A 20,597-nucleotide genomic window follows, 5' to 3' on the forward strand; every position below is an offset into this window, starting at 1 on the left:
ATTTGGATGGAAGTACAACTTCTATTCGACAAGAAAATGGAGCTCCCTATGAATGGAATGCTCCTGGTCAGAATGATCCAGCCTTACAGACGCTTTCTGTAGGAACGCACACCATTCGCGCAGTAGTTGTGGATAACGAAGGAGCAACCGCCGAAGCTGTCATTTCCATAACTGTGAATAGGGCAGTTCCGCAAGGAACCTTTTACCTACAAAATGTCGCAACAGGCAACATGTTGGAATCTGAAGGTGGTGGAGCAATTGGATTGTATACCCCATCAACTATTGACGAAAAGAAATGGAATTTCATTCCTAGCTCTGACGGTTATGTAATGCTTGACAACGGACTGGTAGGCCGAGGACCCATCAGAGCATCTACAGGAGTCAATAGTCCCTTGGTATGGGTGAGTGAAGGATATCTAGCCAGTCCTTATGTCAATCGTGAATGGTTGCCCATACTTGTATCAGGTAATATCTATAAATTTGAGTGTAGAGACGCTGTCCGTGGTTATATAGCCGATATCGGCGGAAATGCCGTAAATTCAGCTAATGGTGATGTGACTACTGCACATTGGGAGCTTATTCCTTTTGGTGACTCAAGTGTAAAATCCGGTTCCAACAATGATTTCAATCAGAACGCCCTGATCAATGAAATGGTGATGTATCCTAACCCGATGACCAACACCCTGTACATTGAGCTAAGCGGCGCAAAATCTGCTGACATATCCATCTTCAATGTCGATGGTCAATTGATTATGCAGGAAAAATATACTGGTGGTACCTTGACCATAAATACCGATGGTAAACTAAAAACAGGTATTTACTTTGTTAAAAGCGTTTCAGAAAATGGAACAGTGCTCACCAAAAAATTGGCGGTGTACTAGAACAGGTTCTTGAAAAACTTGCTAAAGAGGGTATTCCACTTCCGTGGAATGCCCTCTTTTTATTTCCAATACCTACATATCCAATTATCCACATGAAGAAATGAGCTCAGGATGGACATATATTGATCTGCTTGCGAGTGATCACCTACCAAACAGCTCCTGAAAATCTGACCCAGATGATAGCTCGACATGGACAGCAGATGAAAAAGCCTACCCAAGAAACAAGGTTGATTGTAATGTTTTCGGGTGTTGATGATTACCATATTTCTGGTCAAATTGATATCGAACCCCTCCTCGACTGTTGATTCAGCAGGCGCTTCCTGACATTGACCTAGCACAGACAACTATCGATACCTAAGCAACTGGGCGTATTGACATTTTAAGTGCAGTACTTGATTGCGCTTTCGCGAAAGCGAACATACCCAGCTAAATGTAAATTATAAAAATGTTGTTCCCAGATGCTTCCCCATAAAGCGAGCTGTCCTAGTGCGCTGTGCGTCAATGACGTTCATAGTAAACTAGTCCGCGAGGATCACCTATGCCGGATGGTCGATATGTAACAGGCATATTGTACCTTTGATTGGCTAGCATTACGACTTAGAGAAGATCAGTTCGTAGGACACAACAACTGGATTGACCAGGTTTTTAATGATGCTGTGCAGATAGACCGATTGATGGTATCTCTACCGTTGAGCAACTATACTGTAACATTAATACTGGTTGGTTCATCCTTATAGAAAATAGAATGTCTTCAATGAAATATCTAGTGGTCACCTTATGCATAGGAATTGCCCTTTCCTCGTGTAAACCGGCCAACGCTGACCCCAACAAACCTATAGATTCAAATCAAACTGCGAGGGATTCCTTAACCGCAGCATTGGATTCGATTCAGAAAAACGGCCAGATCAACGGGTTTGCCGTGGCTATGGTCAATCAACATGGTGTATTGTACGAAAAAGGCATTGGATTTTCCAATCGAGCAACCAAAGAGGTTTATACTGAAAATACCCTACAACATATTGCCTCAGTTTCCAAAACACTTATCGGGATCGCCTTGCTAAAGGCACAGGAAATGGGGAAACTGAAGTTGGATGATCCCATTCAAAACTATCTGCCCTTTACGGTGATCAACCCAAATCATCCCAATGAAATGATCACTATAAGACAGTTGGCTACGCATACCTCGAGTATTCAAGATACCGACCAATATATGAATAGAGCCTGGGTGCTCACTAAAAATCAAGACTTGACTGAAGTGAGCACAGATTATCCAGCCCAAAGACTGAACCCATCAGAACACTTCGCAAAGATGGATCAATATTTGAAATCCTATTTGCAAACCAATGGAGGATATTTTCAAGCAGATAATTATTCAGAATTTAGACCTGGTGAACGCTACATTTACTCCAATGTAGGTGCTACACTCTGTGCATTGATCATTGAAAGAGCCACAGGTCAAGCCTATAATTCCTTTACCGAAGAACACATTTTACTACCGCTAGGCATGCAGGCATCAGGTTGGTCATTAGAAGATGTGGATATCACTAAACATTCCAGATTATATAGAAATGACCATACGGTTCTACCCTTTTATACGGCTATAACCTATCCGGATGGCATGTTGATTTCGTCCAGTAGCGATATGGCCAAATACCTTGTTGAACTAATTAAGGCTTATCGTGGCGAGGGCACCTTGCTAACGAAAGAAAGCTATCAAGAATTCTTTAGAGAACAATTGGAAGACAAGCACTTTGCATCGCGAAATGCAGAAAACCCATATAATGGAGACTATAGTCCTGCCTTATTTATTGGACATAGTGCATTGGGCTATATTGGACATTCTGGTGGTGATGCAGGTGTAGGAACCTGGATGTATTTTGACAAAAAGAATAGCACAGGCAGGTACATCGTCATCAATACAGATATGGGTAATGATGAGCGAGCGAAAGAATTAGAGTATTACGCCATATGGGACACAATGAACGAGTATTTTGATCAATTGAGTTCTGAAAGTCTTGCCCGGGGGAACTGAGAATATATGATAATCGTCATGGACTATTTATTTCTACCAGGAACTACTTACAATTGGTCTTTATTGACTGGATGATTCTGAATAATAGCGACAAAACCTACACTACTGATAACTGAGTGAGATCTCAGTACCTTGAAAAACACTTGAAAGCCACTAATGAATGGTAATCATTCCAAAAGTCTTTCCTGGCTGCCTGGCTTCTTGTAGTAGTTTTGAAAAAATAGGTAAGAAATTTGTAATTTTTCACCTAGCAAAATTCATGATATTAGCCGAAAATCGATTCAGTTATTAATTGGTCAACTACTTAAGAATTAAGATTGGGCATAAAAGTTTAATTTTGAGCCGATTTTTTTTATCGCTGATGTGCGGAACATTGATCTGAAAACATGCGCTTGTTGGCCCTTACACTCCATGTGTAAGGGAACCTACGCTTCATAGTGATATCAATTAAATGCACCAGCCCTAACTAATATGCTAAAACTCAACCTTTGATATGAATAAAATACTCACTTTTCTTTTCCTGCTACTTAGTCTTACTTCCTGTAAGGATTCTTCTCAAGAAACAGATCAAAATACCTCAATCACCACTGATCAAAACATTAAAAAAGGAGTAGACAATCGTGCGTATCAATGGGGAGCAATAGCTTTAGAAGCTACTGCCAGAGACACCGAGCGTTTTAAACCTAGACCCACCATTACCTCTCGGTTTTTAGGATTAATTTTTACAGCGGTGTTTGATGCCTGGTCAAGATATGACCATAAAGCCATGCCTGTTTATTTAGAAGGTGTTCCACGCAGGCCAGCAGAAGAATTCACTGAAGCCCAAAAGGAAGTTGCCATCAGTTATGCTGCCTTTAAAGCTATGTGTGAATATTATCCAGCCGATTCGACCTATTTTGCCGAGCAGATGAAAAAAATGGGGTTAGATCCCAGTGATAAAAACATGGATCCAACAACTCCAGCTGGAATCGGAAATCTTGCGGCGAAAGCTGTGATCGATGCCAGAAGAAATGATGGTTCCAATCAGTACGGAAACCAAAGTAGCACTCCTGGAGAGGCCTATTTTGATTATACCAATTACCAGCCCGTAAATAATGTAGATAACAACACTGATATCAATCGCTGGCAGCCTAAATATTTTGATGATGGACAAGGAGGTAAATTTGCCCCTTCCTGCCTTACTCCGTTCTGGCAACATGTCGAGCCTATAGCTCTACAATCAGCCGATCAATTCAGACCTGGCCCGCCACCGATGATAGGTTCAGACCAATTGAAAGAAGAGGTGAAGGAAGTGGTTGAACTCCAGCAAAATTTAAGCGATGAGCAAAAGGCGCTGGTGGAATTTATGCGTGATGGACCTCAATCTGTCCAACAAGCTGGCCATTGGTTAAAATTTGCACAGGATGTATCCAGACGTGACCAGCATACACTTGACCAAGATGTAAGCATGTATTTTTATAACCAAATCGTGGCCATGGATGCCTTTATTGCCTCGTGGGATGCAAAAATGCATTACGATTTTGCCCGACCCTTTGCACTTGTGCATCATTACTACGGCGGAAAAACCATCACCGGATGGGCTGGTGAAGGTCAAGGTTTTAAAAAAATGGATGGAAATCAATGGAGGCCTTACAGTCCTGCCACCTTTCTTTGTCCGCCATTTCCTAGTTATGTTTCGGGTCACAGCACCATCAGCGGCGGTTGTGCCGAGGCTTTAAAACTTTGGACCGGCAGTGATGAATTTGGTGAGTCTGTCACGTTAACTGCAGGGGCACTCACAGACCCCTATGAGTTGGGTGAAACGGTTACCCTGCATTTCCCCACATTTACTCAAACAGCCGAAATGGCTGGAAAATCGAGAGTCTTGGGTGGATATCACATTGAGGCCGACAACGTCGCTGGTCTGAAACTAGGTCGTGATGTGGCTCATGAAGCCTGGAGTTTTTACAAAAAGCACATGGGAATTAATTAAGCCAGACATCGATATTTTAAATGCATTTTAATAGGAGTGTCTTCACGACGTCATTATCTTAGAGCATTCAAAATAAACGAATGAAATATAAAGTCAGGCTTGACAATATCAAATCAATTGATGAAATTCCTGATCGTTGGACCCGCGATGACTTTATCCAATTATTGGAAGTCTACGAATTAGGTGACCCAGGTGAGGCCAGCGATGATGAAGTCAGGGAGTTGCTGTTTATGGCGATCAAAGAATATGATCCACAGGAAGCAGCTGCATTATTGCTTCAATTCAGATTAGGCAACCAATTAAACGACGGACAAATCGAGCAAATCTCCAATGATATGCTCAAAGAAAACGTAGCTGAACATTATTCAGATATCTCTTTCCACGCCCGACTTTTTGATATCAACGTACTCTTATATAAAGCCTATAATGGTAAATTCCCGCATGCAAAGGCCAGTGTCATTCACCTGGACATACAACCGCACCATGACAGCAGCGTAGTAATAGACGAGGCTATCGCATTAAGGGCGGTTGCTCCCTTGATTGATGAACATGCGACCTTTAAACGGTTGTTCAAAGACCAATTGGTCGGTGAGAAAGCTTTTGAAGAAGCTTCGGACATTATTTGGTATTTTAGGGCATTGGACAATCATCAATACGAACTCATCACCTCAGACTATTGGATCAACAAAGCCGATTTTACTACCGATGAGGCAGATGTGAATGTAAGCGTGGAAGATTAAACTCATCTTTAATTGTTGTCTTTTCGCTTTCGCGAAAGCGATACCAACATCATTCAAATAAAACCAGTTATCATGCGTATTTTAATTTGTATTTTCTTTTTTTCTTGCCTTGGTTATGCCCAGGTCCCCAGTGAGCACCAACTCGATCTATACAACATCATCGAGGAAACAAGTGCCCAACGCATAGAAAATGACATCCGCAAGCTAGCAGGTTTTGGTACTAGAAATACTTTTTCAGACACGATTTCGAACACCCGCGGAATTGGAGCGGCTAGACGATGGATCAAAGCCGAGTTTGACAAAATTTCAAGAGATTGTGGTGGTTGTTTGGAGGTTTTTTATCAAAAAGATTTTGTGACTACCGACATGGGAAGTCGAATCCCCAAGGATGCCTGGGTAGTTAATGTAGTGGCCATCCAGCGCGGTACGACACATCCCAACAAAATGGTGATGATGAGCGGTGATATCGATTCCAGGGCCAGTGATACGATGGATTTTACCACTGATGCACCGGGAGCCAATGACAACGCCAGCGGTATGGCCGGAACCTTAGAAGCGGCTCGGGTGTTGAGTAAACGCAAATTTCCCAATAGCATCGTTTATGTGGGGTTGAGCGGTGAGGAACAAGGGTTATTTGGCGGTAAAGGCCTTGCAGATTATGCCCAAAAGCAAAACTGGGAGGTGATCGGATTCTTAAATAACGATATGATCGGTAATATTAAAGGGGTGGATGGCGTGATCGATAACCGTGAATTCAGAATTTTTGCTGAACCCACCGACCCTACTGATTCAGAAAGACAAATACGAGGCCGACGATTTTATGGCGGTGAAGTGGATGGAATTTCCAGACAATTGGCAAGATATATCCACAACAGTGTGAAGACCTATATGCCCGAAATGAAGCCTATGATGGTGTATAGATTGGATCGTTTTGGCCGTGGCGGTCATCATCGTCCGTTCAATGATTTAGGTTTTCCAGGCGTCAGGATCATGGAGGCTCATGAGAATTATACCCAACAACATCAGGATATCAGGACAGAAAACGGAATCGAATACGGCGATGTGGTAAAACATGTCAATTTTGCCTATGCCAAAAAACTTACCGCTGTCAATGCGATCAACTTGGCACAACTGGCATGGGCCCCTACCCGACCACAGCAAGTAGAAATTGGTGGTATTGTAGAGCCCAGTGCAAAGTTGAGATGGAAGCCAGTGGAAGGAGCTGTGGGTTACAAAATTTACTGGCGGGATACCACTAGCCCGATTTGGGAAAATAGCCGTTATGTTGGAAATGTAACGAGTTTTACCTTAGATGGCATCGTGATCGATAATTCCTTTTTTGGAGTGGCTGCCGTAGGTGCTGATGGCATAGAAAGTGTGGTCAGTTTTCCAACCGGTGTTTTCAGATAAATCTGGGTATTTTATTTTACAAGGTTCTTCCCCATTAGGAAGGCTTTTTGTTTGTGAGATTTATTCAGTAATTTGATTGCGCGTATAATATTATATACCCCTTATTGGGTATTGTTCGGGTCAGTAAAATTCTTCATTTTTAACCAATAAAACCAACCTTATGAATTTTAAGCCATATTTCAGTCTTGTAGTTGTTTTAATAGTTATTGTAAGTTGTAAAGAAAATACAACAGAATATGATCAGATCACTGAATCTCCTGATGAGGAAAAAGTGGAAAAATCGATGACTGATGATGACTTTGATTACTGTAAAATAAGTAATTCTGTCAATGAAATCATTTATAATCAATATATAATTATTGCTCAAACAAAAGATCAGCAACCAATCACAGGTCTTGAGGGTAAATTTAGAATAGACAATCAGGGCAATATTGATAACGTAGAATTCAGGTCCACGCCTCCATTTAAAAATGTTCAACATGCTGAGTTTGTAAAGACTCCTGGGGGAGATCAAGAGTTGAAAATTGAACTTTATGAGAAATCAAGCGACGGAGATAAAATCGTTTCTTTTCCATTAAAAAATGATGTAAGAAAAGAATTTATTTACACGATAATTGATGTTGCGGATAACAGTGCGTGTAAAGCAGATAGTTTGCCAGAGGAAATAATGGAACCTTTGATAAGAGGCCATGTATTGAAAAGGCCAACTGAATAGTGACAAAGGGTAAATACTTATCGCTTCTATTACTATTTGTAGTAGGACCTGTCATCCTGGCACAAACAGGTTCCCTTGACCCAATCAAGGAGCTGATAGACACCAAAGATTTTAAACAAGCCAAGCGTTTACTGCATCAACAAGATACGCTAAAGATGGCTAGTACTACAAAAGCCAGGTTTCAATATCTAAAAGCCCTGGTATTAAACGGCCAGGGCAGTGATGATATCACAGTATTTAAACAATTGCTTAAAGCAAAAAACCAGGTTCCAAAAAGTGAACCTGAGCTTTTATTTGATATCAACGATGAGCTCATATACACCTACGTCTCAAACATCGAAGATGGCAATAGTCCGCAGCGGCTGGTGCAAGAAAATTGTAATCTTGCGCGCCGGCTTAACGACCCTATAAAACTGATCAAGTGTGACTTCTACCAACTTAGTATGTTGGACTTTGGAAAGGAAGGTGATTTGAACAAGGGCCTCGCCTTACTCAGACAAAGCAGGAGTCGGGCAGAAAAGGCTAGGCTGGATGAAACCTTAATGGACATTCAGGCCAATCTATCCGTTTTTTACGATTTGGCCGGACAAACCGATTCAGCTTTGTACTTTTTAGATCAGGTAATACCTTACTATCAGAACAAGAAAGATTCTGTCATTGTTAAGGATATGTATCTGAATAAGGCCAAAACTTTAAAAAATGCTGGAGCATTGGACCAGGCAATCCAGTATTACCAACTGACCTTGGAAGACTATGGACCACTGACAGACCTGACCAAAAAAAACATGGTGTTGCTCGACCTTGCCGATACTTACTATCTCAATGGTGATTATCAGCAAAGTGCTGAAATTTACCAGCAAAAAGCCAGTTTAACGGATTCTCTTCAGGACGCCGCAACCGCCAGATCTATTGAAGACCTGGAAGCCAAATACCAAACCGCACAAAAGGAAAGTGAATTACTAGAGTCAGAAGCTGAACTACAACGCAACCGTGCGCAACTATTTGCAGTATCTGGGATAGCTTTACTCCTATTGCTGGCTGCTGGAATGATTTATAACAATCAACGCAAAAAGCGTCAGTTGGCCATCAAACAAAGAGAGCTGGAAAAACAACGAGCAGATTCAATACTCAAAAACCAAGAATTGGCCACCATTGACGCCATGATTTCAGGGCAGGAAAAAGAACGCAAAAGACTGGCAGAAGAACTACACGACAATTTAGGGAGTTCGCTGACCACCGTGCGACTGTATTTTGAGGAATTGAAAAAAAATGTTCCAACCCAGCAGGCTCAACTTGTATACGACCGTGCCGAACAGCTGTTAAATGACACTTATGAAACCATCAGGCAATTGTCCCATCGTAAAAATAGTGGTGTTCTTGCTAGTCAAGGTTTGATACCCTCGATTGAAAATTTGGCGGGCAAAATTAGCCTGGGAAACAAAACTGAGGTAAAAGTCCTACATCATGGATTAGATAAACGACTGGACAATAGCTTGGAACTACTTATTTTCAGAAGTATCCAAGAATTGTTGAGCAATGTTATCAGACATGCCAATGCCAGCATAGTTACTATAAGTTTGACCGCCCATGAAAAAGATATCAATATCATGGTCGAAGATAATGGAGATGGATTTGACCCAACCTATTTACCCGAAACAAGTGGTATGGGCTTGAGTAATATTGAAAAACGCATTGAAGCCCTAGAGGGTAGTTTTGAAATTGATTCAGATCCTCGTCGAGGGACAACCATAACCATTGATATTCCAATCATATGATACAATTACTTATTGCTGAAGATCATGAATCGCTCATAGATGGAATTCAATTGCTATTCAAATATGACGAAGAAATCAACATTTTGGATACCGCGAAAGATGGGAAGGAACTCTTGGAAATTCTCGAACACAAAAAACCAGATGTACTGTTGACAGATGTGAGTATGCCTCGCATGAATGGTATTCAACTCTGTGAAAAAGCGCTAGAGAAACAACCCAATCTTAAAATTATTGCTTTTTCCATGTTTGAAAATGAAGAAGCGATTAGGGATATGCTTGAGGCAGGTGCTCGAGGCTATATACTCAAACGTCGACCGCTGGAAGAGGTCCGCAATGCCATCAAAGCAGTTTATCGAGGTGAAAGATACTTTGACTCTTCCATTGCTATTGACAGTATTGAAAAGGAAGAGAAATCAGATCAAATCACATTATTATCTCCTAGTGAATCCGAAATCCTTAAATTGATCGCGCAAGGAAAGAGTAGTTCAGAAATTGCGGCCATCAGATTTACAGCGGTAAGTACTATTTCAAAACATCGCAAAAACATGATTCAAAAACTGGGTCTTAAAGGCAAAGGCGAACTCATGCGGTACGCACTTTCTCAATTCAAACACTATAAATAAAGACAGGGAAAATTACCGTTAAACGGATTTATTATCTTTTGTTAATTTTTATAAGTTTTTCAACCAATATTCCTACAACAAAATACCCATAAAGGGGTATTCCAATTTCGACAGATGGCTCTTAATTTTGAACCAACACTTAACCAACCAAACGAATTACATTTTTAGGGGGAAGAAAGTCTTCAGCAGACTTTCGAAGAACTGTCGGCATTCACCGGCAGTTTTTATTTTACAACATTTCGGTAAGCTCTTACCATATTCCTACTGAGCTTGGTCAATTAATGTCAATCCAGTGAGAGACTGCAGTTGGAATGATTTAATACTGGAATCAGGCTAAAATCTAATTTGTTGTGCTGTAAATTTTGCGTTCATCGTATATTTGGATGAAATGCCAACGTTTATGAAAGCCCTCAAGTACATTTTATTATTACTACTCATCCTGATCATTGGAGGTGCGATCTATTTTGCCCTTTTGGATGGAACATACGATATTACAGAAACCAAAGTGATCGATGCTCCGCCGTCATTAGTCTATGAGGAGATCGAGGATTTTAAAAACTGGGAAAACTGGAATGGTTGGTTAGATAAAGAAGATGTAGAACTCACATTAGGCCAGCAAACCAGTGGCGTAGATGCCTATTTTACCTTTGAAGATGAACATGGCGATGGTAAAATGGTCATCACCGGCCTTGATCCCAATAAAAGAGTATCTATGGACATGACTTACGACAGTGGGCTCGCAGTTTCTAATAGCGACGTGACCATGGTCCTGGAACCTGTCGAACAGGGTACCCAAATCACCTGGAACATCAAAGGCGAGCAAGGATTGATCGAGAAAGCCGTAGGTAAAGTTTTTGGTATTGATATGGAAGAAGAAATTCGCCCCATGTACACCCAAAGTTTAAATCAGCTGGATGCTCATCTTCAAAAGGAAATGGCCATTTATAGCACGAATGTAGATGGTATTATACAAACGGGTGGAGGCTACTATCTCTATATGTCCTCAAGTGCCAATATGGATAATTTTTCTGCAATCATGGGTCAAATGCTTCAGAATATCATGGCATATATGCAGCGAAATAACATAGATATGTACGGGATGCCTATGAGTATCTATGAAAAATTTGATCCTACCAATAATAGTGTGATCTTTTCTGCAGCCATACCGGTTAAGGATAGAGTAATCACTGAGACCGATAGTAATGTGTTATGTAGTTATCGCGAACCAGGAAAAGCGGTTAAAGTGACACTCAAAGGTTCTTACGAACACTTGCAGGAAGCATGGAATCAAGGTCAGAATTTTATTCAACAAAATGGACTCCAAGAGGCTGAAGCCCCACCTTATGAGATTTATAAAACTGATCCAAGCCTGACACCTAATCCGGCAAATTTCCTGACGGAAGTATACCTGCCAATTCAATAATAAATAATGAAGGAACTCCTTTTGGTCTTTGTAGGAGGTGGATTAGGATCTAGTTTGCGATATTGGATCGCTATCCTAATCAATTCTCAGGGAATTAAATGGATTCCTACATTGAGCGTCAATGTAATGGGATGTTTGCTGTTGGGCCTAATCATAGGCTTATGGCACAGAGAAAATATATCAGAAACCTGGTTCCTGCTTCTGGGTATAGGTTTTTGCGGAGGTCTGACCACTTTTTCCACCTTTGGAGCAGAACTATTTCAACTACTAAAAGCCGGTGACATAGCACAGGCTTCAGGTTATTTAGTGGCAAGTATTGTGTTAGGAACTTTGGTATTGAGTATAAGTTATTTTGGTGTTCAGCGGCTTATCTGACTTGAGTAGTTTCAATAGATGATTTTTTTACAGATCGACGCGCCAAACGATTACCCGCAAAAAATAATTTGGCCAATAATAGAATAACCAAAATATCTGCAGCAATCAGAAATGTGATGCGCAAAAGTGTTGTCAATGGCGTATCAAAATTGAAGCCTACGATTCCTGTCAAACCAGTAATGATAGCTAATACGAGTATAAAACGATTCATAGTAATGTTTTAATTTGATTACAAAAATCAACCATATGTGGTATCCAACTAGTTAATGCCTTATCAATTACCTATTATTTAACTTGTTTTACTAAATTGTTCATAAGTTCGGTTTTATGAACCCAATTATTGCAGAAACGGATTTGCCACGATCGACTGCCATGAATAAGTTCCTCAAATCACAACGGCGAAGTATTTAATTGAAAGTCAGATGAAGCAAAATCAGATAGATCAAATTATAGCACAACTAAAGAATCAATCCATTTCATTTGATCGAGGTCTATCATCCGAAGAGATCTATAGAATAAAAAAGCAATTTGAGATCGTGTTTCCGGCCGACCTAAAAATGTTTTTATGTGCCGCGCTCCCTGTCAATCCAGGATTTGTTCACTGGCGATATGCATTGAATAGTGAAAAAGGCAAAGCTGAGCTGGAGCGCCGACTGAATGCACCCTTGGAAGGTTTATTGTTTGACATTAAGCACAACTCATTTTGGTTCAAACATTGGGGAACACAACCTGATAGTTTTGAAGAAAAAAAGCGAGTAGTCATAGATGATATGGCTAGGCAACCTCTGTTGATTCCCATTTATTCACATCGATATATGCCCAGTGCTCCCACAGAACCAGGAAATCCAGTTTATTCGGTTTATCAAACAGACATTATCCGTTATGGAGTTGACCTGATTGACTATTTTAAAAATGAATTCGGCGTTGCTGGTTTACATCCCCAAAACTTCTCCCACACAGAGAAGCGTATTGACTTTTGGGATGATTTGGTGGATTTTAATAATTCCCAGGAAGGAAACAACTGAACTGATAAAGAACCTTTCAACATCAACACCAGACCGATGTCTTTCACCTTTCATATCAAAGCCTTTGTCTTACTGATAATGGGCTTTATCCTATTTACGGTTATCGGAACTTTAAGTCATGAATACGGTCATATTTTAGTGGCCGAATCCTTAGGATACGAGACGCAACTGCATTACGGCAGTATGAATTATAACCCATCGGGGTATTCAAGTGACCCCAATGTGATCGCATCAAAACAATTGCGACACAAATATACTGGCCTGAGTTTCCGGGAGTGGTCGCAGATTGATCTGGATCAATATAGAATCTATCGCCAGGAAATAAGAGATCGCTTTTACAGCGAGAAAAACAATGATTCACTATTCATCACAATAGGTGGTCCGATTCAAACCATGCTTACTGGTGTGATAGGTTTATTTAATTTAATCTATAGGCGACGGTGGAAAGCAATGCAAGCCTGGAAGTTGTGGGATTGGCTTGGTGTATTCCTTGCTTTATTTTGGTTAAGACAGGTGTCCAATCCAACTTTGGCTATTTTCCGTGAACTTATCGCGCCCAACGGTGTATGGTTTGGCGGTGATGAGGCCAAGATATCTCACCAATTGAGTCTTCCCAATGGCAGTGTAGCCATTCCTTTGGCAGTGATCGGACTTGGAATTTCCTGCTATGTGATCTTCTGCTTCATTCCTAAATCATTGCGATTTACATTTATAATCGCCGGTCTGGTGGGCGGTATATCCGGTTTTGTAGGGTGGATGCATATACTGGGGCCAGTTATTTTACCTTGATCTACCGTAGATCAAAATGTCAACTGGGTTCGCTTTCGCGAAAGCGAATACCTATACGTCGCCTAACCATAACGATTAAATAGTGGCTGCATCCTATAGAAAAAGCTAGTGTTTTTCATGGTGGCGACTCGACTTAGTTACAAGTCACGAAAATTCAATCATATAAAACTTGGCTTGACCTTTACATGCAATAATTCTATATTTTTACCCTTTTCAAACCAACGCATTCAGTATTCAATCCTTATGGGTACTTTTTCTGAGTCCATAAAAAACCTGATCAGTCCGCATAATTTTTGGGCGAGAAATATAGTGGTCATCATACTGCTATCCATACTGGCCAATCACCTTACCGAACCAGAACATTTCCCTTTTCACGAAGACTACAGCTTCCCGTGGATTCCCGTTTTGGCCTCTGTAATACTGGGTGGTATCATGCTGGTCATCGCCTACTATAACTTTGAGTATTTCAAACGCAAACACTTTGTAAATGGCATTAACGTTGGCATCCTTGTCAAATTTATGCTCAGTACGCTCTGCTATATCACAGTTGTTTACATCTTGTTTTATTTGACTTTGAATATTGTATTCAACGGCGTAGATGCGCTTGAGCTTTACCACTTTTTGAGTGGCTATTCCATTTCCATGATCTCCTCTGCCCTATTGATCAGCATATTGATGGCAGCAGATGTTTATGCCATTTACACACAACTTAAGTCTGATAAAAAACTTAAAATCACCTCTTCTGGCCGAGTCAGGTACATCCAATTCGATCAGCTGGCTTATTTTTTTAGCGAACATAAAATCGTAAGACTAGTCACTACAGAAGCTGAGATGATCACCACCGATTTTAACCTGAACGAATTGGAGTCAAATCTGGAAAAGCAAGTCTTTTTTAGGGCCAATCGCCAATTCATTATACATCCCAGGGCCGTAGATCAAGTCAAATCTATTGAAAACGGAAAAATGTTGGTCAGACTTCAACCCAGTTTACCTGCCCACGAGCAAGTGGAAATCAACATCAGTCGTTATAAAAAACAGTCGCTAATGGACTGGATGGAATTACACCTGTAAATCGGCTGTCCATTCGGTCATCAATCTGCTACCATTCAGTAGAAACCTATGGATATTACTGGAATTCACTGAATTTTCATTGTTGCTTTGTCCCATCAACAAAATCCAACAAATAATGAAAACTTTGAGTTTAAAATCCGTTTTGATTCCCATAATTGCCTTGACCATTTGTGTGCTGATATTCCAGCTTGGGTATTTTCAAATGATTCCAGTAGCCCTATTACTTCTCCTCGCAAGTTTCCTTGAGCATAAAAAAAATGGCTTTAGGTTCTTGGGCTTTCAGCGTAAAAATTTAATGGTCAAAAACCTCTTGCTCTGGGCACCTTTATGTGGGGTATTAATGTTTATGGCTTACGCGTATCTGATTTTACCTTTGGTGACGCAATTCACAGGTCAAACTATTGATCTATCTGCATTTGATGTTTATGAAGGCGATGTAGTAAGTTGTCTGGTGTTATTGGTCTATATATGGAGTTCTGCAGCCTTTGCCGAAGAGATCGTATTTAGGGGCTACCTTATGCAACAGTTTATCAAGTTTTTTGGATCGAGTACCCTCAGCGTGATCCTAAACATCTTGTTGTTAGGCCTATTATTCGGATTTGTCCATTCCTATCAGGGCATCACCGGTCAGATCGTGGCAGGCATAACGGGAATGATCTTGGCGATTATTTTTCACCTGCGCAAAAGCGATCTCTGGTTCAATATTGTGGTGCATGGCAGCATAGATACAGTGGCTGTACTGTATTTTTATTACGGATGGATATGATGACAGTCATTAAATAAAAATGATCTGATGTTATCATGCAAAAGGAAACTTTTCGGCATCCCTGATTCAGCCATTCGACAGACCTCATCTTTTTCATTTATCGTTGGTGGCAAATTATCGACAAGCCAGCCGACCATGAGGATACGATCATCAACAGTAAGCGGAACCAAGGGCTTATCTTGATGGACCTTCAATCCCGTACCCAGCAACCACAAATTTGGGAAGCTATCAAAGACTAGGCTTTTGTGGTGAGCGCGATGATTGATTGATCATTATTTCAACTCGAATCTATTCTCTAAGGAGATTTACCAATGGGTTGTAAGCGCACGTCAAATCAAAACTTGTATAATAGTCAGACGAGTTTATTACTGAACAAACATCCGTCTGCCCAACATCTTTAGAACTAATCTTCTTCTCTAAAATCAAGACTTAAACTATTGACGCAATGACGTATACCCGTGGGAGTGGGACCATCGTTAAAAACATGCCCCAAGTGACTCCCGCAATTGGCACACATAATTTCCGTACGGATCATGCCGTGAGAAGTATCGCGTTGGCGCTCGATGGCTCCTTCAATTTCGTCATCGAAGGAGGGCCACCCACAACCTGAATCAAACTTTTGCTCAGAGCGAAATAAATCATTTCCGCAAGCCGCACAGCTATAAACTCCGTCTTCATAGTGGGTATTATATTCGCCGGTAAAAGGACGCTCGGTTCCCTTTTCTCGTAGAATATGATATTGCGCTGGTGACAATTGTTTCTTGTATTCTTCTTCGGTCATGTGGTATTGTTTTGCGTGTTAAACAACTAAATATTGCTTTACTGTCTTAAAGCGGGTAGTTCTTCTCCCTCGGCCACGAAGTCCAGGGCGACGCCATTGATACAATGCCTCTTTCCAGTGGTTTCCCTGGGACCATCGTCAAATTCATGACCCAAATGACTACCACAGGTATTGCACTTGAGCTCAGTACGTGCATAACCAATTTTATAATCTACGTCCCGCTCTACTTGTCCATCGATGGCTCGATCATAACTGGGCCATCCTGTACCGGATTTAAATTTGTTTTCATTGTTGTACAAAGGTGCTCTACAAGCAGCACAGATCAATGTACCTGGTGAAGTTTCTTCATTCAGAGGACTCGTAAAAGGTCTTTCAGTACCGGCCTGACGTAGGATTTGGTATTCCTCAGGCGTCAGGATTTCTTTCCACTCCTCATTGGATTTAGTAACCTTATATTGCTTTTGCTGGCTATTGCTGGTCGTGCCATTCATTGCCATATCCTTATTTTTATTGCCACAAGAAGCAAGCAATACCAAGGCAACAAGTAAAAATAATTTTTGCATGTCAAATGTATTTGTGATAAAATTAAATAGTAATAGGACTTTAGCTTGTTTCAATTCTGTTAAGTATTATCCCAAAAACATCACAATTTTTTGCTTATTGATCCTCTGAAACCAGTGCCAACTATTCCAATTCTGCCCCAAAAAGCCTAGTTTTACCTTATGAATAAGAAAGTTGCTATCATCATGGGTTCTACCAGTGACCTACCGGTCATGCAGGACGCCATTGACGTATTAAAAGAATTACAGGTTGAGGTACAGGTGGACGTGGTCAGCGCTCATCGTACCCCAGAAAAGATGTTTGAATTTGGAAAAACCGCCCACCAAAAAGGAATAGGTGTCATCATCGCCGGAGCAGGAGGTGCAGCGCATCTTCCAGGAATGGTAGCCAGTCTTTCTCCGCTTCCCGTGATTGGAGTTCCCGTAAAATCGAGTAATTCCATTGATGGTTGGGACAGTGTGCTCAGTATTCTTCAGATGCCAGGAGGTGTTCCCGTGGCTACCGTCGCACTGAACGGTGCCAAGAACGCCGGTATTCTGGCTGCACAAATACTTGGTGCTACTCAGCAAGATATCAGGAACCGTATTATTGACTATAAAGAAAGCCTGAAAGAGAAGGTGACAGCAGCAGCCGCTGAAATGCAAAAAAATGTCTAGAGCTTATCAACTGGCTTCATTACTGGTCATTTTTGGAACTTTGATCTGGTGGGTTTATGCATTGACTCAGCGACATCAAGTCCAATGGCAGTATTTGACCGCTGGAGGTATCCATTTTTTGATGGCGATCATTATCAACAGACAACTCACTGAAAAAAATTATAACTATCTGGGTATCATACACGTCAGCCTCATGATCCTCCTATTTGGTTACGGCTATCTCTTTCTATGACTTTTGTTGAAACTTATTGGTTAAAAGTTTAACAGTTCTGTGATTCAAAATTGACTTTTGACCGTTAAATTTACACTTATGAGTACAGAGAATATATTATTAAACACGTTTGAAACCTTTGAAAATACAGCTCCATTTTCTAAAATTAAAGAGGAGTATTTTGAGCCCGCTTTCGCGAAAGCGATAGAAAAAGCCAGGGCAGAGATAGATGCTATTACCCAAAACGACGACACGCCTAGCTTTGAGAATACCATTGAAGCTCTGGATAAAAGCGGAGAAGCCTTGGGACGTATCTCCAGCCTATTTTTTAACTTGAATAGCGCAGAAACTAATGACGAGATACAGCGCATTGCTCGTGAAGTTAGTCCTAAACTCTCTGAATTTGGCAACGACGTTACCCTGAATCAGGATCTTTTTAAAAGAGTTAAAGCGGTGTATGATCTGCGTGAAGACCTGGAACTTAATCAAGAGCAGCAAACTTTATTGGACAAACAATACAAGAGATTTTCACGAAATGGGGCACTGCTGTCTGCAGATAAAAAGAAAAGATTACGCGAGATTGACAGCCAACTCTCAAAACTCACTTTAAAATTTGGCGAAAACGTACTCGCTGCTACCAATGCTTTTGAATTGCATTTACCCGATGACTCCAGACTTGCTGGTCTACCAGATAGCGCCAAGGAAGCTGCTGGTGAAGCCGCTGAAGCCGTTGGTAAAAAAGGATATGTATTTACCTTGGACTACCCAAGTTACATTCCCTTGATGACCTATGCTGACGACCGTGAATTACGGGAAGAAATGTCCAAAGCCTTTGGGTCTAAAGCTTTTAACGATGATTTTGATAACCAGCAAAATATACTGGACATCGTAAGCCTGCGTCATGAGCGCGCCCAATTATTAGGCTATCGCACTCATGCGCATTTTGTGTTGGAAGAACGCATGGCCAAAACCCCGGAGAAGGTTCGCCAATTCTCTGAAGAAATCTTAGAAAAAGCCAAAACCGCAGCTACTAAGGAATTCCACGAACTCTCTAGATTTGCCATTGCTACTGCAGCAGAACAAGAGCATACTTCTCCCCTCACCCAATTGGAAAAATGGGATGCCGCTTATTATTCAGAAAAATTGAAACAACAGAATTTTGATCTGGATGATGAAATGCTGAAGCCATACTTCAAATTGGATAATGTGATCAACGGTGTCTTTAGTATTGCAGAAAGGCTCTATGGATTGAATTTTGAAGCTACGGATCAAGTGGATACCTACCATCCAGATGTAAAAACCTATATTGTCAAAAATGAGGATGGAAGCTTGAACTCCATTTTTTATGCAGACTTTTTCCCGCGTAAAGGCAAACGAAACGGTGCCTGGATGACCAGTTTTAAAAGTCAGTGGAAAGACGACCAGGAAAATAGTAGACCTCACGTGTCTATTGTGTGTAATTTTACCAAACCTACCGCAACCAAACCATCTTTGCTTACCTTTAATGAGGTAACTACCTTGTTTCATGAATTTGGCCATGCCCTGCACGGGATGTTGGCCGACACCCAATATAGAAGTCTCTCGGGAACCTCTGTATTTTGGGATTTTGTCGAATTGCCCAGCCAAGTGTTAGAAAACTGGTGTTATGAGAAAGAAGCCCTGGAGTTATTTGCCAAACACTATGAAACAGGCGAGGTGATACCGCAAGAATACATTGAAAAGATAAAAGCTGCGGCCAATTTCCAGGAGGGATTGCAAACCCTGAGACAACTGAGTTTCGGTATGTTAGACATGAGTTGGCACGGAATCGACCCTACTGGAATTGAGGATGTTAAAGCCCATGAACGAAAGACTTTTGAAAAGACAGACCTTTATCCTGACATTGCGACCAGTTGTATGAGTACTTCCTTTGGACATATTTTTCAAGGAGGCTACTCGGCAGGATATTACAGCTATAAATGGGCCGAGGTTTTGGATGCAGATGCCTTTGAATTATTTAAGAAAAATGGAATTTTTGATCGTCCTACAGCACAAAAATTCCGTGAACATATTTTATCCAAGGGTGGCACCGAAGACCCTATGTTGTTATATACTCGCTTTCGCGGAAGCGAACCTAAAATTGATGCCTTGTTGAAAAGAGCTGGATTGGTGGCCTGACGATAAAAGTAGTACAGCTCAACAATCGAGGGAAGTTTAATAAATAAGCAAATCACTTGAAGTGAAAGAATGCCTGAAGTAAAACTCGTACCAGAAAAGTGGGTAGATCGTTACAGCGATTACCTCTTTAACTTTACCATATCCCGGGTGAGCGATCCCATCATGGCCCAAGATCTGGTATCTGAAACTTTTTTGGCAGGTTTAAAAAGCGCCCATCGTTTCAAAGGAAATTCTACTGAACGCACATGGCTTATTTCCATCCTCAAGCGTAAAATCATCGACTATTACCGCAAAATAAACTCCAAAAAAGGACAGGCAGAAATAAAAATGAGCTATCTATCTGGTAGCCAACGGGAAGGCGATTGGATGGAGGAAAATGCAGCCGACTTACGCAATCCTAATGTAGAGGATGAGATTGAGCAAAGAGAGCTAGGCGAAGCGTTAAATGAATGTATTAATGCGTTACCTGAACGCTATGCTATTATCTTTGTCCAGAAAACCATTGATAATATGGATACTGAAACGATATGTAAGGAACATAACATCACGGCGTCCAATTTATGGGTAATCATCCACCGCGCTCGTGTGCAGTTGATGGATTGTCTTAAGACCAAATGGTATCAGGAAGAATAGC

At 41.0% G+C, this 20,597-nt stretch carries 21 protein-coding genes; 18 read left to right on the forward strand and 3 right to left on the reverse strand.

Annotated features, from left to right (window positions below; genetic code table 11):
• The 10 genes from EGM47_RS04970 to crcB form a co-directional block, all read left to right on the forward strand.
• On the forward strand, nt 1-881 hold an 881-nt coding region (locus tag EGM47_RS04970), incomplete at its 5' end, for a T9SS type A sorting domain-containing protein (protein WP_164510823.1).
• Nucleotides 882-1,635: 754 nt separating this feature from the next.
• Nucleotides 1,636-2,913 (forward strand): serine hydrolase domain-containing protein, encoded by a 1,278-nt coding sequence (locus EGM47_RS04975; RefSeq protein ID WP_124979700.1) that lies wholly within the window; start codon nt 1,636-1,638, stop codon nt 2,911-2,913.
• Between the two features lie 493 nt (nt 2,914-3,406).
• The gene (locus tag EGM47_RS04980) at nt 3,407-4,885 is read left to right on the forward strand and encodes a vanadium-dependent haloperoxidase (RefSeq protein ID WP_124979701.1); all 1,479 of its coding nucleotides are present in this window, start codon (nt 3,407-3,409) and stop codon (nt 4,883-4,885) included.
• Between the two features lie 80 nt (nt 4,886-4,965).
• On the forward strand, nt 4,966-5,625 hold the full coding sequence (locus EGM47_RS04985) for a hypothetical protein (protein ID WP_124979702.1): 660 nt from the start codon (nt 4,966-4,968) through the stop codon (nt 5,623-5,625).
• A 72-nt stretch (nt 5,626-5,697) separates the two neighbouring features.
• Nucleotides 5,698-7,035: a M28 family peptidase gene (locus tag EGM47_RS04990; RefSeq protein WP_124979703.1), complete on the forward strand. Its 1,338-nt coding sequence runs from the start codon at nt 5,698-5,700 to the stop codon at nt 7,033-7,035.
• Between the two features lie 160 nt (nt 7,036-7,195).
• The gene (locus EGM47_RS04995; RefSeq protein ID WP_124979704.1) at nt 7,196-7,750 is read left to right on the forward strand and encodes a hypothetical protein; all 555 of its coding nucleotides are present in this window, start codon (nt 7,196-7,198) and stop codon (nt 7,748-7,750) included.
• The gene (locus tag EGM47_RS05000; RefSeq protein WP_124979705.1) at nt 7,750-9,525 is read left to right on the forward strand and encodes a sensor histidine kinase; all 1,776 of its coding nucleotides are present in this window, start codon (nt 7,750-7,752) and stop codon (nt 9,523-9,525) included. Before EGM47_RS04995 ends, EGM47_RS05000 begins: the two co-directional genes overlap by 1 nt.
• Complete coding sequence (locus tag EGM47_RS05005; protein ID WP_124979706.1) at nt 9,522-10,148, forward strand: response regulator transcription factor; 627 nt, start codon at nt 9,522-9,524, stop codon at nt 10,146-10,148. The genes EGM47_RS05000 and EGM47_RS05005 overlap by 4 nt, the downstream gene beginning before the upstream one ends.
• Nucleotides 10,149-10,548: 400 nt before the next feature.
• Complete coding sequence (locus EGM47_RS05010) at nt 10,549-11,571, forward strand: SRPBCC family protein (protein WP_124979707.1); 1,023 nt, start codon at nt 10,549-10,551, stop codon at nt 11,569-11,571.
• A 6-nt stretch (nt 11,572-11,577) separates the two neighbouring features.
• Nucleotides 11,578-11,946, forward strand: coding sequence for a fluoride efflux transporter CrcB (gene crcB / locus EGM47_RS05015; protein WP_124979708.1), 369 nt, complete (start codon nt 11,578-11,580; stop codon nt 11,944-11,946).
• Here the strand turns inward: crcB and EGM47_RS05020 are convergent.
• Nucleotides 11,939-12,157: a hypothetical protein gene (locus EGM47_RS05020; protein ID WP_124979709.1), complete on the reverse strand. Its 219-nt coding sequence runs from the start codon at nt 12,155-12,157 to the stop codon at nt 11,939-11,941. The genes crcB and EGM47_RS05020 overlap by 8 nt on opposite strands.
• 211 nt (nt 12,158-12,368) lie before the next feature.
• Here EGM47_RS05020 and EGM47_RS05025 point away from each other — a divergent pair, with 211 nt between their 5' ends.
• From EGM47_RS05025 to EGM47_RS05040, 4 genes are all read left to right on the forward strand, one after another.
• Nucleotides 12,369-12,971, forward strand: a complete 603-nt coding sequence (locus tag EGM47_RS05025; protein ID WP_124979710.1) for a hypothetical protein — start codon at nt 12,369-12,371, stop codon at nt 12,969-12,971.
• A 36-nt stretch (nt 12,972-13,007) separates the two neighbouring features.
• A complete protein-coding gene (locus tag EGM47_RS05030; RefSeq protein WP_124979711.1) occupies nt 13,008-13,760 on the forward strand; it encodes a hypothetical protein in 753 nt (250 codons plus the stop codon).
• A gap of 243 nt (nt 13,761-14,003) precedes the next feature.
• Entirely contained in the window at nt 14,004-14,831 is an 828-nt protein-coding gene (locus EGM47_RS05035; RefSeq protein WP_164510824.1) for a LytR/AlgR family response regulator transcription factor, read from the forward strand.
• Between the two features lie 115 nt (nt 14,832-14,946).
• Nucleotides 14,947-15,597, forward strand: coding sequence for a CPBP family intramembrane glutamic endopeptidase (locus EGM47_RS05040; protein ID WP_124979713.1), 651 nt, complete (start codon nt 14,947-14,949; stop codon nt 15,595-15,597).
• A 403-nt stretch (nt 15,598-16,000) separates the two neighbouring features.
• On the opposite strand, the gene msrB (EGM47_RS05045) is transcribed toward EGM47_RS05040, so the two are convergent.
• Nucleotides 16,001-16,378 carry a peptide-methionine (R)-S-oxide reductase MsrB gene (msrB, locus tag EGM47_RS05045; protein WP_124979714.1) on the reverse strand — a complete coding sequence of 126 codons (378 nt, stop codon included), beginning with the start codon at nt 16,376-16,378 and terminating at the stop codon, nt 16,001-16,003.
• A gap of 38 nt (nt 16,379-16,416) precedes the next feature.
• Entirely contained in the window at nt 16,417-16,941 is a 525-nt protein-coding gene (gene msrB / locus EGM47_RS05050; RefSeq protein ID WP_124979715.1) for a peptide-methionine (R)-S-oxide reductase MsrB, read from the reverse strand.
• Nucleotides 16,942-17,100: 159 nt separating this feature from the next.
• On the opposite strand from msrB (EGM47_RS05050), the gene purE reads away from it, so the two are divergent.
• The 4 genes from purE (at nt 17,101) to EGM47_RS05070 (ending at nt 20,596) form a co-directional block, all read left to right on the forward strand.
• Entirely contained in the window at nt 17,101-17,595 is a 495-nt protein-coding gene (gene purE, locus EGM47_RS05055) for a 5-(carboxyamino)imidazole ribonucleotide mutase (RefSeq protein WP_124979716.1), read from the forward strand.
• On the forward strand, nt 17,588-17,827 hold the full coding sequence (locus EGM47_RS05060) for a hypothetical protein (protein ID WP_124979717.1): 240 nt from the start codon (nt 17,588-17,590) through the stop codon (nt 17,825-17,827). Before purE ends, EGM47_RS05060 begins: the two co-directional genes overlap by 8 nt.
• 78 nt (nt 17,828-17,905) lie before the next feature.
• Entirely contained in the window at nt 17,906-19,963 is a 2,058-nt protein-coding gene (locus tag EGM47_RS05065; RefSeq protein ID WP_124979718.1) for a M3 family metallopeptidase, read from the forward strand.
• Between the two features lie 69 nt (nt 19,964-20,032).
• On the forward strand, nt 20,033-20,596 hold the full coding sequence (locus EGM47_RS05070) for a sigma-70 family RNA polymerase sigma factor (protein ID WP_124979719.1): 564 nt from the start codon (nt 20,033-20,035) through the stop codon (nt 20,594-20,596).
• The last annotated feature ends 1 nt before the right edge of the window (nt 20,597 follow it).

The sequence above is a fragment of the Nonlabens xiamenensis genome (assembly GCF_003865345.1).
Taxonomy (GTDB): Bacteria; Bacteroidota; Bacteroidia; order Flavobacteriales; family Flavobacteriaceae; genus Nonlabens; species Nonlabens xiamenensis.

Coding starts and splice junctions, on each gene's coding strand:
- msrB (WP_124979715.1), bottom strand. CDS start 16,941: ATGCAAAAATTATTTTTACTTGTTGCCTTGGTATTGCTTGCTTCTTGT.
- EGM47_RS04980 (WP_124979701.1), top strand. CDS start 3,407: ATGAATAAAATACTCACTTTTCTTTTCCTGCTACTTAGTCTTACTTCC.
- EGM47_RS05065 (WP_124979718.1), top strand. CDS start 17,906: ATGAGTACAGAGAATATATTATTAAACACGTTTGAAACCTTTGAAAAT.
- EGM47_RS05035 (WP_164510824.1), top strand. CDS start 14,004: ATGGGTACTTTTTCTGAGTCCATAAAAAACCTGATCAGTCCGCATAAT.
- EGM47_RS05020 (WP_124979709.1), bottom strand. CDS start 12,157: ATGAATCGTTTTATACTCGTATTAGCTATCATTACTGGTTTGACAGGA.
- msrB (WP_124979714.1), bottom strand. CDS start 16,378: ATGACCGAAGAAGAATACAAGAAACAATTGTCACCAGCGCAATATCAT.
- EGM47_RS05060 (WP_124979717.1), top strand. CDS start 17,588: ATGTCTAGAGCTTATCAACTGGCTTCATTACTGGTCATTTTTGGAACT.
- EGM47_RS04985 (WP_124979702.1), top strand. CDS start 4,966: ATGAAATATAAAGTCAGGCTTGACAATATCAAATCAATTGATGAAATT.
- EGM47_RS05010 (WP_124979707.1), top strand. CDS start 10,549: ATGAAAGCCCTCAAGTACATTTTATTATTACTACTCATCCTGATCATT.
- purE (WP_124979716.1), top strand. CDS start 17,101: ATGAATAAGAAAGTTGCTATCATCATGGGTTCTACCAGTGACCTACCG.
- crcB (WP_124979708.1), top strand. CDS start 11,578: ATGAAGGAACTCCTTTTGGTCTTTGTAGGAGGTGGATTAGGATCTAGT.
- EGM47_RS04975 (WP_124979700.1), top strand. CDS start 1,636: ATGAAATATCTAGTGGTCACCTTATGCATAGGAATTGCCCTTTCCTCG.
- EGM47_RS05005 (WP_124979706.1), top strand. CDS start 9,522: ATGATACAATTACTTATTGCTGAAGATCATGAATCGCTCATAGATGGA.
- EGM47_RS04990 (WP_124979703.1), top strand. CDS start 5,698: ATGCGTATTTTAATTTGTATTTTCTTTTTTTCTTGCCTTGGTTATGCC.
- EGM47_RS05030 (WP_124979711.1), top strand. CDS start 13,008: ATGTCTTTCACCTTTCATATCAAAGCCTTTGTCTTACTGATAATGGGC.
- EGM47_RS05070 (WP_124979719.1), top strand. CDS start 20,033: ATGCCTGAAGTAAAACTCGTACCAGAAAAGTGGGTAGATCGTTACAGC.
- EGM47_RS04995 (WP_124979704.1), top strand. CDS start 7,196: ATGAATTTTAAGCCATATTTCAGTCTTGTAGTTGTTTTAATAGTTATT.
- EGM47_RS05025 (WP_124979710.1), top strand. CDS start 12,369: ATGAAGCAAAATCAGATAGATCAAATTATAGCACAACTAAAGAATCAA.
- EGM47_RS05040 (WP_124979713.1), top strand. CDS start 14,947: ATGAAAACTTTGAGTTTAAAATCCGTTTTGATTCCCATAATTGCCTTG.